The sequence below is a fragment of the Paracoccus sp. FO-3 genome, from assembly GCF_006386455.1.
Classification (GTDB): domain Bacteria; phylum Pseudomonadota; class Alphaproteobacteria; order Rhodobacterales; family Rhodobacteraceae; genus Paracoccus; species Paracoccus versutus.
Genome location: NZ_VCBQ01000004.1, coordinates 23,032 through 36,237, shown reverse-complemented (window position 1 = coordinate 36,237; position 13,206 = coordinate 23,032). Strand labels below are relative to the sequence as shown.

10 protein-coding genes are annotated in these 13,206 nt (G+C 70.6%); 2 read left to right on the top strand and 8 right to left on the bottom strand.

Annotated elements, in window-relative coordinates; translation table 11 throughout:
* Positions 1-5 precede the first annotated feature (5 nt).
* From FE811_RS01780 to FE811_RS01760, 5 genes are all read right to left on the bottom strand, one after another.
* Positions 6-1,139: a serine hydrolase gene (locus FE811_RS01780; protein ID WP_116223164.1), complete on the bottom strand. Its 1,134-nt coding sequence runs from the start codon at positions 1,137-1,139 to the stop codon at positions 6-8.
* Entirely contained in the window at positions 1,136-2,104 is a 969-nt protein-coding gene (locus FE811_RS01775) for an esterase-like activity of phytase family protein (protein WP_036751549.1), read from the bottom strand. The genes FE811_RS01780 and FE811_RS01775 overlap by 4 nt, the downstream gene beginning before the upstream one ends.
* A complete protein-coding gene (gene mepA, locus FE811_RS01770; protein ID WP_116223165.1) occupies positions 2,077-2,949 on the bottom strand; it encodes a penicillin-insensitive murein endopeptidase in 873 nt (290 codons plus the stop codon). Before mepA ends, FE811_RS01775 begins: the two co-directional genes overlap by 28 nt.
* Complete coding sequence (locus tag FE811_RS01765; RefSeq protein ID WP_072461398.1) at positions 2,946-4,304, bottom strand: MFS transporter; 1,359 nt, start codon at positions 4,302-4,304, stop codon at positions 2,946-2,948. Before FE811_RS01765 ends, mepA begins: the two co-directional genes overlap by 4 nt.
* A 69-nt stretch (positions 4,305-4,373) precedes the next feature.
* Entirely contained in the window at positions 4,374-4,946 is a 573-nt protein-coding gene (locus FE811_RS01760) for an acyl-CoA thioesterase (RefSeq protein WP_116223166.1), read from the bottom strand.
* A gap of 142 nt (positions 4,947-5,088) precedes the next feature.
* Here FE811_RS01760 and FE811_RS01755 point away from each other — a divergent pair, with 142 nt between their 5' ends.
* A complete protein-coding gene (locus tag FE811_RS01755; RefSeq protein ID WP_036751557.1) occupies positions 5,089-5,382 on the top strand; it encodes a YggT family protein in 294 nt (97 codons plus the stop codon).
* On the top strand, positions 5,382-7,415 hold the full coding sequence (gene recQ / locus FE811_RS01750) for a DNA helicase RecQ (RefSeq protein WP_072461401.1): 2,034 nt from the start codon (positions 5,382-5,384) through the stop codon (positions 7,413-7,415). The genes FE811_RS01755 and recQ overlap by 1 nt, the downstream gene beginning before the upstream one ends.
* Positions 7,416-7,902: 487 nt before the next feature.
* On the opposite strand, the gene FE811_RS01745 is transcribed toward recQ, so the two are convergent.
* From FE811_RS01745 to FE811_RS01735, 3 genes are read right to left on the bottom strand one after another with little or no spacing between them, the layout of a single operon-like run.
* Positions 7,903-10,998, bottom strand: a complete 3,096-nt coding sequence (locus FE811_RS01745) for an efflux RND transporter permease subunit (protein ID WP_116223168.1) — start codon at positions 10,996-10,998, stop codon at positions 7,903-7,905.
* Positions 10,995-12,092 carry an efflux RND transporter periplasmic adaptor subunit gene (locus tag FE811_RS01740; RefSeq protein WP_244295376.1) on the bottom strand — a complete coding sequence of 366 codons (1,098 nt, stop codon included), beginning with the start codon at positions 12,090-12,092 and terminating at the stop codon, positions 10,995-10,997. The genes FE811_RS01745 and FE811_RS01740 overlap by 4 nt, the downstream gene beginning before the upstream one ends.
* Positions 12,092-13,147, bottom strand: coding sequence for an efflux RND transporter periplasmic adaptor subunit (locus FE811_RS01735; RefSeq protein WP_116223170.1), 1,056 nt, complete (start codon positions 13,145-13,147; stop codon positions 12,092-12,094). The genes FE811_RS01740 and FE811_RS01735 overlap by 1 nt, the downstream gene beginning before the upstream one ends.
* Positions 13,148-13,206 lie beyond the last annotated feature (59 nt).

The following is a 13,206-nucleotide window of genomic DNA, read 5'->3' as shown; positions in this document are numbered from 1 at the left end:
CTGGTCTATAGCGCGGCCGCGGCGGCGATTTCCACCGCAAAGGCGCCGTTCATCCCCTCGACCGCGGTATTGGTCAGCGCGACCAGGCTGCGGCCGCGCGCGGGATCGACGATCCAGCTGTGGCCGTAGATGCCGCCCCAGCCGAGGCTGCCCTGCGGCAAGCCGATGCCGGCCGCATCCGCGTCGGTGACGACCGCGCCCGCCCAGGCATGGCCCCATCCGGCACCGCGCAGCGGATGGCGCTGGCGGATGCGGTTGCGCCGGGCCTCGGCGCGCAGGTTCTCGGCCAGGAAAGGGCCGTCGCACAGGGTTTCCAGCAGCGCCAGCGCCGCCTCGGCCGTCCCTGCCATGCCGCCGCCGCCCGAGGGATAGGCCGAGGGGTCGCGGATGCGCTCGGGCAGGTAGGCATAGCTTTGCTCGGGTTGCAGCGGATTGCGGACACGGGTCGGGCCGCACATCCGTTGCGGCTCGGGGCGGGCATCGGCGTAGTTCGCGGCCAAGTCCACGGCGTCCGGGGCCTGGAAGCCGGCCTCGATGCCCAGGGGGTCCGTCACCAGCCGGGCCATGGCCTCGGGCAGCGGCATGTCGACCGCGGCCTCGATCACCGCGCCCAACACATCGGTCGCCAGCGAATAGCGCCAGCGCGTGCCCGGCGGCCGGTCCAGCGGCACCGAGGCGATGCGGCGCAGGTTCTCGGCCAGCGAGATGCCGCTGTCGCCGATCCCGTCCGAGACCCCGGCGCAGGCATAGGGGCCGTCCGGCGGCTGGTTGAAGCCGTAGTCCAGCCCCGCCAGATGCGACATCAGCTGGTCCACGGTAATCGCGGGGCGGGTTCCGTCGGGCAGGGCGGGGGCGAAATCCGGCAGCCAGCGCGTCACCCGGTCCTCGGGCGACAGCCGGCCCGCCTGCATCAGCCGCAGCGCCGCGACGGTGGTGAAGGGCTTCGAGACCGAGGCATAGCGCAGCCAGGTCGCCTGCCGCATGGGCCGGCCGGCCTCGCGGTCGGCCAGGCCGGCGGCGCGGGCATGGACCAGCCGGCCGCCCTGGGCCAACAGGACCACGCAGCCGACGATTCGCCGCTCGGCCAGCGCGCTGTCGACGGCGCGGTCCAGCGCGGCGATGCTGGCGGAAAGGCTCATTCCGCCACCCGGTACTCGACCAGTTCGGTGCGTTGCAGCCAGCCGAAATTATCGTCCGAGATCATGGTGATGCGGATGCCCTGCCCGTCATGCCAGACCGAGATCCCCTCGAGATTGTCATATTGCAGCGGCCGCGATTCCAGCAGCACCCGTTCGTTCGAGACGCCGCTTTCCGACAGGTCGAAGCGCCTGACGCGGGTGCGGAAGCCCAGGAGGCCCTTGAAGTCGCGCTCCAGCAGGTAGAAGCGTCCGTCCGGGCCGATGTCGGCGCCGACCGCCAGCCAGTCGCCCGAGCGCGGGATCGCGAAGGGCTGGTCCCACTTGCCCTCCCGCCAGCGCCAGACCGGAAAGGGCCGGGTCAGCGCCCCCGACCGCTCGGGCAGGGTCAGCAGCGTGCCGTCGGGCAGGATCGCCAGCGCCTCCAGCGAGGAGTTGCGCTGCATCGCCTTGAACTCGGGCGGCCGGGGCAGGGGCTTGGCCGGGCTGTCGGGCGTGTCGTGGCGGGCGACGCGGGTCAGCCCCTCGAAGCTGATCCAGATCGTGCCGTCGGGGGCGATGGCCAGCCCCTCGCTGTCGCCCTGCCAGCCGGGTTTCAGCGGCTTGCCGGCGCTGTCGCGCAGATGGGCGCGGCCGGCCAGCTCCAGCCCGCGGATGCGGCCCTGCGCATCGCGCTGGACGCTGCCCCAGCGGATGGTGGCGCGGTCGGACAACGCGGTGAAGCGGCTGCCGTCGGCGCTGATCTCGATGCCCGAGAAGCCGCCGAATGTCTCGTCCTCCATCCGCCAGACATAGGTCGCGACATATTCCACCTTCGGCATGGGCGGAGGCGAGGGATCGGCCGCGCAGGCCGATGAGGCCGAGACAAGCAGCAGCGCCAGCGCAAGGCCCGGCAGGCGGCGGGGCCGCCCTGCCGCGCCGCCGGCCGTGCCGCCGCGCCTTAGCGGGCGGTGGCGACGACCTGGCATTGACGGGGCATCTCGCTTAGCCGGAAGCTGCGGGGATGGCGATAGTTCGGATCGGGCGGCACCGGCTTGATCCGGCTGGGGTCGATGCGGTTCTTGATCCATTCCGCGGCCTCGGCGCAGCCGTCGCCGGGCGGCGGCACGTCCTGCTGCTGGCAGACCGAGCCCGCCGGGCAGGCCAGGCGGACGTGGAAATGATAGTCGTGGCCACCCAGCGGCCGGATCTTGCGCAGATAGCTGCGGTCGCCGGTCTCGGACTGGCACATCGCCAGCTTGGCGACCGGATCGACGAAGATGCGCTCGACCCGCGGGTCGCGGGCGGCGGCGCGCATGATCGCCATGTGACCGCCGCTCCACAGGCCCGAGGGCGCGGTGCCGGCCTTGTTCACCACCGATTGCGACGAGATCTTCTCGCGCTGCGCGGCGCTGAGGCGCAGGCTTTGCGGCGGCAGCATCCAGATGTCGGCATCAAGCCCCGACTGGTGGCTGGCATGGCCCGAGGTCATCGGCCCGCCGCGCGGCTGGCCCATGTCGCCGATGTAAAGCCCCTGCCAGCCGACCTGACGCGCGGCCTGCGACAGGCCGATCAGGAAGCTGACCAGTTCGGGATGGCCCCAGTTGCGGTTCCGGGACAGGCGCATGGCCTGCCAGGTCGGGCCGGATTCCGGCAATTGCATGGCGCCCGAGACGCAGCCCTTGGAATAGAACCCGATCGAGACCGGGGCGCCCCCGGTCGGGCCGGGGACGGCGCCGAAGACGTTGCGGGCCAGCGGGTCGGCCCCGGCGGGCTGGACCAGGCCAAGCCCGGTCAGCGCCAGCACGGCGGCGGTCAGGAATTTGCGGATCACTGCGCGGCCTCTCCTTTTGCTTTGACCCAACCTAGCAGAACCAGCGCCAGAAGGAACATCACGATGAGCGGAGAGATGCCGAGCCGTTGGCTTCCGGTCACATCCGTCATCGTGGCGATCAGCAAGGGTGCCAGGAAAGCCGTCGCCTTGCCCGACAGCGCGTAAAGGCCGAAGGCCTCGGTGGCGCGCTGGGGCGTGGTGTGGCGCACCATCATGGTGCGGCTGGCCGATTGCAGCGCGCCACCCGCGCCGCCGATCAGCGCACCGCAAAGGAAGAACAGCACATCGGGCAGGCGCGAGCCCTCGGCCAGCGGCAGGCCCAGGATCTGCTGGCGGCTCATGCCGGTGATCAGGATGCAGACCGCGATCAGGACCAGCGTGCAGGCGACGATCACCGGCTTGGGCCCCCAGCGCCGGTCGGCGCGGCCGCCGATCCAGCTGATGACGGCGGCCGAGATGGCGCTGACCACGCCGAAGACCCCGGCCAGGAACACCGGCCAGCCCAGCACCGTGCCGGCATAGACCCCGCCGAAGGCGTAAAGCGCGTTCAGCGCATCGCGCGAGAACATGGACGACACCAGCCAGGCCGCCAGCGAATGCCGGTGCCGCAGGCTGGCCAGCAGCCGGCCCAACTCTGCCATGGACGCGCCCAGCCGCAGCGGGCGGCGCGGCCCCCGCGTCTCGGGCACCCAAAGCGCAAAGGGGATCATGAAGACCAGATACCACAGCGCGGTAAAGGGCCCCACAGCCCGCGTGCCCTCGCGCAGCGCCGGATCAAGCCCCAGGACCGGCGCGATGCCCAGCATGGTGCGCCCGGTCTGCGCATTCTCGGCCAAAAGCAGCAGCACCATCGCCAGCGCGATCACGCCCCCCAGGTAGCCGAAGGCGAAGCCCGAGCCCGAGATGCGGCCGATCTCGCCATGCGGCGCCAGCCCCGGCAGCAGGGCATTGGTGAAGATGGTGGCGAACTCCATGCCGATCAGCCCGATGCCGAAGCAGACGATGGCCAGGTGCAGGTTCGGCTGGTCCGGCATCAGGAACCACAACCCCCAGGAGCCCGCCATGTAGAAGGCGGAAAAGATCCAGACCCAGACCAGCCGGCGCCCGCTGGTGTCGGCGATGGCGCCCAGCACCGGCGCCAGGAGCGCGATGATGACGCCGCAAATGCTCAGCCCGTAGCCCCAGAGCGACTGCGCCGCCGCCCCCGCCGCCTCGGGGGTCATGCCCTGCGCGGCATAGTGCTGGCGGGCGACCTCGGCGTAATAGACCGGGAAGATGAAGGTCAGCAGCAGCGTCGCAAAGGGCTGGCTGGCCCAGTCGAAGAACCACCAGCCCCAGATGCGTTTGCGTTCCATGCCGCGCCCCTCTTGCCCGCCGGTGCTGCCGCCCGTCCCGCAGCCCGCGCGCATAAGGCCCCAGCCGGTTCAGGCTGGCAAGTCTGGATTGCGCTCGTCCGGCAGGATGGGCGGCAGCACCGGCGGCCAGGGCCGCCCGGCATCCGCCGCGATCCAGGCCTGCACCCAGCCCGGCAGTTCCGGGCTTTCCGGGTCGCGCCCGGCCGCCTGCATCAGCCGCGCCGGGGCGACGATGCCCTGGTCCGAGGTGATCGCCCCGCGCAGCAGCATGTGGTTGCAGCACTCGCCCCGCCGCCACATGCTTTGCTCCATGTAAAGGAAGCGCGCGTCCCAGCCCAGCGTGCGCGAGACCATGGTGAAGCGGTCGAAGGCCCTGATCCGGCGGCGATAGCGCACGGTATTGCCGGCGACGGTGATGCCCCAGCGGTTCTGCCGCAGGGTGTCGATGATCCCGGTCCTGACCGCCATCGGCAGGCGCCCCAGGTCGTAAAGCGTCAGGGTGCGGCCGTTGTTCAGCTCGATCCAGGGGTCCAGATCCCAGGGCCAGCAGCGATGGGTCGAGACATGCGCCTCCAACACCCCGATCCGGGGACTGCTGCGGAACTTGAGCATCTCCTTGGCAAAGCGGAGCATGGGATACATGGGCGGCCTCCCTTTGGGACGGCTGCGGGGCTAGCCTTGGACCGGCGGCGCGTCAATCGGAACGCTGCGGCGGCGATGCTTGCTGCTTGCGCAATGCGGATGCCTGCCTTACCTGTCCGGGGAACAGCCGGAAGGGGATGGAATGGGCACGCTCTACGAAGCCTTGATGCTGATACTCGACGTGGTCTGGTTCGTGATGATCGCCCATATCATCATGTCATGGCTGATCAACTTCCAGGTGCTGAACCTGCGCCAGCCGCTGATCTGGCAGATCTGGAGCGGGCTCAACCGCCTGCTGGAGCCGATCTACGGCCCCGTCCGCTCGATCCTGCCCAATACCGGCGGGCTGGACCTGGCGCCGCTGGTGGTCTTCATCGGCATCATCATCCTGCAGCGCGCGCTTGCCAATAACGCGGCCTGGTTCTACGGCTTCTGATGTCGGCCGCGCCCCTTCTGCGGCAGGTCTTCGGCTTCGATGCCTTCCGGCCGGGGCAGGAAGAGATCGTCGATGCCGTGGCCGCGGGCCGCGACGTGCTGGCGATCATGCCGACCGGCGGGGGCAAGTCGCTGTGCTACCAGCTGCCGGCGCTGATGCGGGACGGGCTGACGGTGGTGATCTCGCCGCTGATCGCCCTGATGCGCGACCAGGTGCGGGCGCTGACCGAGGCGGGCGTCGCCGCCGCCGCCCTGACCAGCGGCAATTCGGACGAGGAAAACAGCGAGGTTCTGCGCGCGCTGAACGCGCGCGAGCTGCGGCTGCTCTACATGGCGCCCGAGCGGCTGGCCTCGGGCGCGACCATCCCGATGCTGCGCCGCGCGGGCGTGCAGGCCATCGCCGTGGACGAGGCGCATTGCGTCAGCCAGTGGGGCCATGACTTCCGCCCCGACTACCTGCGCGTGGGCGAGTTGCGCCGGGCGCTGTCCGTGCCGCTGGCCGCCTTCACCGCCACCGCAGATGCGGAAACGCGCGACGAGATCGTCAAGCGCCTGTTCGACGGCGCGCAGCCGCAGATCTTCCTGCGCGGCTTCGACCGGCCGAACATCCACCTGGCCTTCCAGCCCAAGGACGGGCCGCGCCGGCAGATCCTGGATTTCGCCGCCGCCCGCCGCGGCCAGTCGGGCATCGTCTATTGCGGCACCCGCGCCAAGACCGAGACGCTGGCCGGCGCGCTGAACGAGGCCGGCCTTGCCGCCGTCGCCTATCACGGCGGCATGGAGCCCGACCAGCGCCGCGAGGTCGAGATGCGCTTCCAGCGCGAGGACGGGCTGATCGTGGTGGCGACCGTGGCCTTCGGCATGGGCATCGACAAGCCCGACATCCGCTGGGTCGCCCATGCCGACCTGCCGAAGTCGATCGAGGCCTATTACCAGGAAATCGGCCGCGGCGGCCGCGACGGCGCCCCGGCCGAGACGCTGACGCTTTACGGTCCCGACGACATCCGCCTGCGCCGCGGCCAGATCGACGAGGGGCTGGCCCCGCCCGAACGCAAGGCCGCCGACCACGCCCGGCTGAACGCGCTCTTGGGCCTGGCCGAGGCGACGGGCTGCCGCCGCGTCGCCCTGCTGCGCTATTTCGGCGAAGAGGCCGGGCCCTGCGGCAATTGCGACATATGCGACAACCCGCCCGAATGCTTCGACGCCACCGAGGCGGCGCAGAAGGTGCTGTCGGCCATCCTGCGCACCGGCCAGACCTATGGCGCGGGCCATGTCATCGACGTGCTGACCGGCACCATGACCGACCGCATCCGCAGCCGGGGCCATGACCGGCTGCCGACCTTTGGCGTCGGGCGCGACATGGCCAAGCCGCAATGGCAGGCGGTGATCCGGCAGATGCTGGGCCACGACCTGATCCGCCCCGACCCGGAGCGCCATGGCGGCCTTGCCATCACCGCCGCCGCCCATCCCGTGCTGCGCGGCGAGACGCGCATCACCCTGCGCCGCGACGCCATGGCCCGCGCGCGCCCCGCCGTGGTGGTCCGCGCCTCGGTCGACGAAGAGGACGCGCCGCTGCTGTCCGCGCTCAAGGCCAAGCGCCGCGCGCTGGCCGAGGCGGCGCGGGTGCCGGCCTATGTCATCTTCCCCGACCGCACGCTGATCGAGATGGCGCAGACCCGGCCCCGGACGCTGGACGAGATGGCGCGGGTGAACGGCGTCGGCGCGAAAAAGCTGGAAAGCTATGGCGAGGAATTCCTGCGCGTCATCGCCGGCGAGGTCGCGCCGATGCATCCCGCGCGCCGGGCGCTGGCTGGCCGTGCCTCGGGCGACCTGTTCGACCGGCTGGCCGAGGCGCAGTCCCGGCTGGCGCGCGGCGAGGACGGCACCGAAAAGCCGCTCTCCGTCAGCAACTCCGCCCTGCGCCGCATCGCCGAGGACCGGCCGCGCGAGCTGTCGCGCTATCTGGACGAGGCGCGGCTCGAGCGGTTCGGCACCGCCTTCGCCGCCGAGATCGCCGCCGACCCCGAGGGCTGAGCGGGGCCGATGTCTTGTCAGCCACTAGGCGCCGCCTGCCGAAGGCGAGGACCGGGCGGAGTCGTTCCCGTTGGCGCGAATGCCCAGGCGGTTTCGCCGCGGTCGTGATCTTCGGCCCGTCGGCCGGATGGCCTTCGTGGCGGCACAGCAAGGCGGGCAGCGGCAGCCACGTTCCGTTGTCGCAGGGTCAAAGCCAGGATCCCGCCATGGCTGCGGGAACCTCTTCCCGCTTCTCTTGGCCCGGTGGATTCCGGCAGGGACATTGTCGCGACATCCGGGCGATGGGCGACCGTCCTTCCCGGCGGCACACGTCGCGGCCGGGTTCTGACCCGGCCTCCGCAATCCGGCCCCGGCGCGGCATCCGCGCATCCGCCCGCCCTACACCACAGGGCGAAGATGGGCTGCTGTCGCCGGCCTCACGTCCAGGCACCGCCGGGGACGACAATCCGCATCGCGCCAGCGGAACCCTTCCCGCCCGCACCGCGCCTTATTCTTGCGCGGCGGCGCGGGCGCGGTCCTCGGGGTCGGGCATCGGGTCGCCCTCGGGCGGTCGGACCCGGAAGACGGCACAGTAAAGCGCCGGGACGAAGATCAGCGTGACCAGCGTGCCGGCGATGATGCCGCCCATCATCGCGAAGGCCATCGGCCCCCAGAACACCTGCCGCGAGATCGGGATCAGCGCCAGGCTGGCCGCCGCCGCCGTCAGCAGGATCGGGCGGGCGCGGCTGTCCGATGCCTCGAAGACCGCGTCCCATTTCGCGTGCCCCTTGGCGATCAGCTCCTGGATCTCATGCACCAGGATGACCGAGTTGCGGATCAGGATGCCGATCAGCGCCAGGATGCCCAGGATGGCGACGAAGCCCATCGGCACGCCAAAGGGCAACAGTGCCGCGACCACGCCGATCAGCCCCAGCGGAGCCGCGGCAAAGACGATCAGCGACAGCCGGAAGCCCTGCATCTGCACCATGACCAGCGTCGCCATGATCAGCAGCATGATCGGCACCACCGCGGCGATGGGCTGCTGGCTTTCGGCCGAGGTCTCGACCGTGCCGCCGACGACGACCTTGACGCCGGGCGGCAGGCCGGCCTGGAAGCGTGCGACCTTTTCGGCCAGCGCCTCGACCAGCGTGGCGGGCTGGTCCTTGCTGGCGATGGCGGCCTTGACCGTCACCGTCGGCAATCCGTCGCGCTGCATGATCAGCGGCTGCTCGGTATCGTATTCCAGCTTGGCCAGCGAGGCGAGCGGGATCGGCATCCCGGTCGGCGTCGCCAGTTGCAGGTTCTGGATCGATTCCAGCGATTCGCGATCCGCCTGCGAGCCGCGGGCCACGACGTCGATCAGGAAGATGCCGTCGCGCAGCTGGGTGATCGTCCGGCCGTTGAAGGTGCCCGAAAGCGCGCCCGAGATGTCCTCGTTGGTCAGGCCCAGCCGGCGGGCCTGGTCCTGGTTCACCTGCAGCCGCACCACGCGGGCGGGTTCGTTCCAGTCCAGCGCGATGTCGCGCAGCCGCGGCTCGGTCGCCAGCACCGCGGCCAGTTCGCGCGCCGCGTCGCGCGCCTGTTCCGGGTCGGGCGACGAGACGCGGTATTGCACCGGCTTGCCCACCGGCGGCCCGATCTCGAGGTTCTTGACATAGATGTCGGTGCCGACCAGTTCGCGCCCGGCGAATTCGGCCAGCCGCGCCTTGAGCCGGTCGCGCGCCGCCAGGTCCGGGGTCTGGATCACGATCTGGCCCATGTAGGGACCGGGCGTGGGCACGTCCATCGACAGGATGAAGCGCGGCGCGCCCCGGCCGACATAGGTGGTCCAGAACTGCGCGTCCGGTTCCTCGGCCAGCATCGCCTCGATCCGGGCCATATCGGCGTCGGTCTTGGCGATCGAGGCATTGGCGCGCTCGGTCACGTCCACGATGATCTCGGTCCGGTCCGAGGTCGGAAAGAACTGCTGCTCGACGAAGCGCATGCCCACGACCGAAACCGCGAACACGGCCAGCGTGATGGCGATGGTCAGCCATTGGTGGCGCATGCCCCACAGGAGCAGGCCGTGGAACTGCCGGCGCAGCCAGGTCGGCCGCTCGGACTTATGCGCCATGGTCGCGGGCAGCATGGTGACGCCCAGCAGCGGCGCGAACAGCACCGCGACGATCCAGCTGACGATCAGCGAGACGGCGATCACCACGAACAGCGAAAAGGTGAACTCGCCCGCCGCCGAGCTGTTCAGCCCGATGGGGATGAAGCCCGCCACCGTGACCAGCGTGCCGGTCAGCATCGGGAAGGCGATGGAGCTCCAGGCATGGCTGGCGGCGCGTTCCAGGCTGTCGCCCACCTCGAGCCGCGAGATCATCGTCTCGATGGCGATCATCGCGTCGTCGACCAGAAGCCCCAGCGCGATGATCAGCGCGCCAAGCGAGATGCGCTGCAGCGTGATGCCATAGATGTCCAGCACGATGAAGGTGATCGCCAGCACCAGGGGAATGGTCAGCGTCACCACCAGCCCGGCGCGCAGGCCCAGGCTGACGAAGCTGACCAGCAGCACGATGGCCACCGCCTCGGCCAGGGCCTGGACGAAATGGCCCACGGCCTCGTTCACCACATGCGGCTGGTCGGCGAACTTGGCCATCTCGATGCCGATGGGCAGGCCGCGGGCCACCTCGGCCATCAGCGCATCGACCTGCTCGCCGAATTCCAGGATATTGCCGCCCTCGCGCATGCCGATCTGAAGGCCGACCGCCTCCTTGCCGTTATAGCGAAACAGCGCGCTCGGCGGGTCTTCGTAGCCGCGCTGCACAGTGGCCACGTCGCCGATGTTGAAGAAGCGGTCGCCGACCCGCAGGTTCACCGCCGCGATCGCGGCCGCGTCGTCGAACTGGCCGCCGACGCGCACCAGCACCTGCTCGGGGCCGGCCTGCACGATGCCCGAGGGCGAGATGGCGTTTTGCAGCGCCAGCGTCTGCACCACCTGGTTGTGGTTCAGCCCCATCGCCGCCAGCCGGGCCGAGGAAAACTCCAGGAAGATCCGTTCCTTGCGCACGCCCAGCAGCAGGGTCTTACCCGCCATGGGCAGGGCCTGGACCTGCTTGCGGATGTCCTCGACCCGGTCGCGCAGCTCGCGCTGGGTAAAGCCGTCCGAGGTGAAGGCATAGATATTGCCGAAGACGTCGCCGAAATCGTCGTTGAACTGGAATCCCTGGAACTCCTGCGGAAATTCCGGGCGGATGTCCGACATCATGCTGCGCACGCGCTTCCAGACCTCGGGCACCTGCGGGCCGCGGATCGTCGGGTCCAGCTCCAGGTAGACCACCGACTGCCCCGGCATGGTGACCGAGCGGGTGAACTTCAGCTCGTCGAGTTCCTCGAGCTTGGTCTCGATCCGGGTGGTGACCTGTTCCAGCGTGTCCTCGATGGTCGCGCCGGGCAGCGAGGCGCTGATCACCATGATCTTGATGGTGAAGTTCGGATCCTCCTCGCGGCCCAGGCGCAGATAACCGAGCGTGCCCGCCACCATCGAGACGATCAGCAGGAACCACACCAGCGAACGGTGATGCAGCGCCCAGTCGGACAGGTTGAAGCCGCCTCTGGTCATGGTGTCACGCCTTGTCCCACGGATTGGCCCTCGGCCAGGGAATGGATGCCGCGGATCACCACCTCCTCGCCTTGGGCCAGGCCCGAGGCGACGGTGACGCGCCCGCCGATCGGCGGCCCCAGGGTCTCGATCCGGCGCAGAGCGACGGTGCCCTGGTCGCCGTCGCGGCTGACCACCCAGACATGCTGGGCGCCGTCGCGTTCAAGGATGGCGGCCTGGGGCAGGACCAGCCGCGCGGCGGCGGCGCCGGCGGGACGGGCCCGCACCAGCGCGCCCAGGCGGAAATCGGCATCCTCGCCAAGCGCCAGGTGGATGCGTCGGGTCCGGGTCGCGGCATCCGCCACCGGCTCGATCTGCGAGACCGTCGCCGGCACGATGCGTCCGGGGTCGTTTTCCGTCCAGACCTCATAGGGATCGCCCTGTCCCACGCGCGACAGCACGATGTCCGGCAGGTCGATCACCGCTTCGATGCCGTCCTGGGTGGACAGCCGCAGCACCGGCTCGCCGGCGCTGACCACGGCTCCGGCATTCACGAAAACCGCGCTGATCACCCCGGCGAAAGGGGCGCGCATCTCGGCGAAGCCCTCGGCGTCGCGGGCCTGGATCAGTTCGGATTGCGCCTGCTGCTCGGCGGCCTGCGCCGCGGCCAGCGCGCGTTCGGCCTGTTCCAGCTGCGCGGTCGAGGCGACGTTGCGGCTGGCCAGCGACCGCGTGCGTTCGGCCGTGGCCTGGGCGGTGCGCAGTTCCACCTGCGCCGCCTCGACCGCGGCCTGGGCGGCGCGGACATCGCCCTGCAGGTCGTCGGGATTGAGCGTGGCCAGTACGTCGCCCTGGCGGACGACATCGCCGACATCGACATTGCGCGCGGTCACGCGGCCAAGGGTCTGGAAGCCCAGGGCGACCTCGATCCGCGCGGCGATCACGCCGGGGATGGAATGGCCGGCCGCCTGGGCGTCGCTGACCAGGATGCTGGCCACCGGGCGCGGGGCCGGGGCGGTCACCTCGCCGGATTTCTGCCAGGGCCACGAGAAAGCGGCCGCGACGCCGGCAAGCGCGACCAGGACCAACAGCGCGGACATAAGGGCCTTGCGCATCATTCCCCCTCTACCGCTGCATCCGCGACCACGCGGCCGGGATACAGCATCTGCGACCCGGCCCCGACCACGGTCTGCCCCGGTTCCACCCCGGCGCCCAGGATCACCGTGCCGTTGGCGAAACGCTCGATCCGAGCCGGCGCCAGAGAGACGCGATTGTCATCCCCCACCAGCCAGACCGCCGGCTCGCCCTCCACCGAGGTCAGCGCCGTCCAGGGCACGGCGATGCCGCTGCCTGCGGGGAAATGCACCGCGCCCCGCACCGCCGCGCCCAGCAGGCTGGCGGTCGGCGGGGCGTTCTCGATCTCGGCCCGCACCGTGACCGAGCCGGTGGCGGGATCGACCAGCGGCGCGATCTCCGTCACCTGCGCGGTCATGTGCAGGTCGGGAAAATCGATCCCAGTCAGCGTCACCGGCGCGCCGATCGCACCGCGCAGCAGCGGCGTGTCCGGGCTTTGGAACACCGCCTCGCGCCCGGTGGCCGAAGCCAGCGAGATCACCGCCTGCGCCGCCCCGACGATCTGTCCCGGCTCGGCCCGGCGCGCGGTGACGATGGCGTCGCCGGGGGCGCGGATCACCGTATCCTCCAGCGCGCGCTGCGCCTGGCCCAGGGCGGAGCGCGCCTGCGCGAGCCCGCCGCTGGCCGCCGACAGGGCCTGGCTTGCCGCGTCAAGCGCGGCGCGCGTGCCGACGCCGCGCTTCAGCATCGCATCGGCGCGCTGCAGCGCCTGGCGGGCCTGGGCCTCAGCCGCCTCGGCCGAGGCGACCGCCGCCTGCGCCACGCGCAACGCCTGTTCCTGCTGCACCGGATCGGTCCGGGCCAGCGGCTGGCCTTGGGTGACGCGATCGCCTTCGCGCACCAGCACCTCGATCACGCGGCCGCCCAGCCGGAAGCCGACATCGACGCTGTCCTTGGCATGGACGGTTCCGGTCAGGGCGGCGTCAAAGGTCAGTTCGGCCTTCTCGACCTGCACGAACTCGACCCGCAGGGGGGCCTGGGCCATGGCCGGCGCCGCCGCGAAAAGCGCCAGGATCAGCGCAAGCAGGCGGGGCATCGCCCTGCCCCCACCTGGCCTGCTGTCCGTTTCCGGTCGGATGTTCAAATTCGCTGCTC

What these genes read in the sequence shown, in the direction of transcription:
- FE811_RS01765 (WP_072461398.1), bottom strand. Translation starts at nt 4,304, where the DNA reads ATGGAACGCAAACGCATCTGGGGCTGGTGGTTCTTCGACTGGGCCAGC.
- FE811_RS01735 (WP_116223170.1), bottom strand. Translation starts at nt 13,147, where the DNA reads ATGCCCCGCCTGCTTGCGCTGATCCTGGCGCTTTTCGCGGCGGCGCCG.
- FE811_RS01740 (WP_244295376.1), bottom strand. Translation starts at nt 12,092, where the DNA reads ATGCGCAAGGCCCTTATGTCCGCGCTGTTGGTCCTGGTCGCGCTTGCC.
- FE811_RS01775 (WP_036751549.1), bottom strand. Translation starts at nt 2,104, where the DNA reads ATGCCAGGTCGTCGCCACCGCCCGCTAAGGCGCGGCGGCACGGCCGGC.
- recQ (WP_072461401.1), top strand. Translation starts at nt 5,382, where the DNA reads ATGTCGGCCGCGCCCCTTCTGCGGCAGGTCTTCGGCTTCGATGCCTTC.
- FE811_RS01745 (WP_116223168.1), bottom strand. Translation starts at nt 10,998, where the DNA reads ATGACCAGAGGCGGCTTCAACCTGTCCGACTGGGCGCTGCATCACCGT.
- FE811_RS01780 (WP_116223164.1), bottom strand. Translation starts at nt 1,139, where the DNA reads ATGAGCCTTTCCGCCAGCATCGCCGCGCTGGACCGCGCCGTCGACAGC.
- FE811_RS01755 (WP_036751557.1), top strand. Translation starts at nt 5,089, where the DNA reads ATGGGCACGCTCTACGAAGCCTTGATGCTGATACTCGACGTGGTCTGG.
- FE811_RS01760 (WP_116223166.1), bottom strand. Translation starts at nt 4,946, where the DNA reads ATGTATCCCATGCTCCGCTTTGCCAAGGAGATGCTCAAGTTCCGCAGC.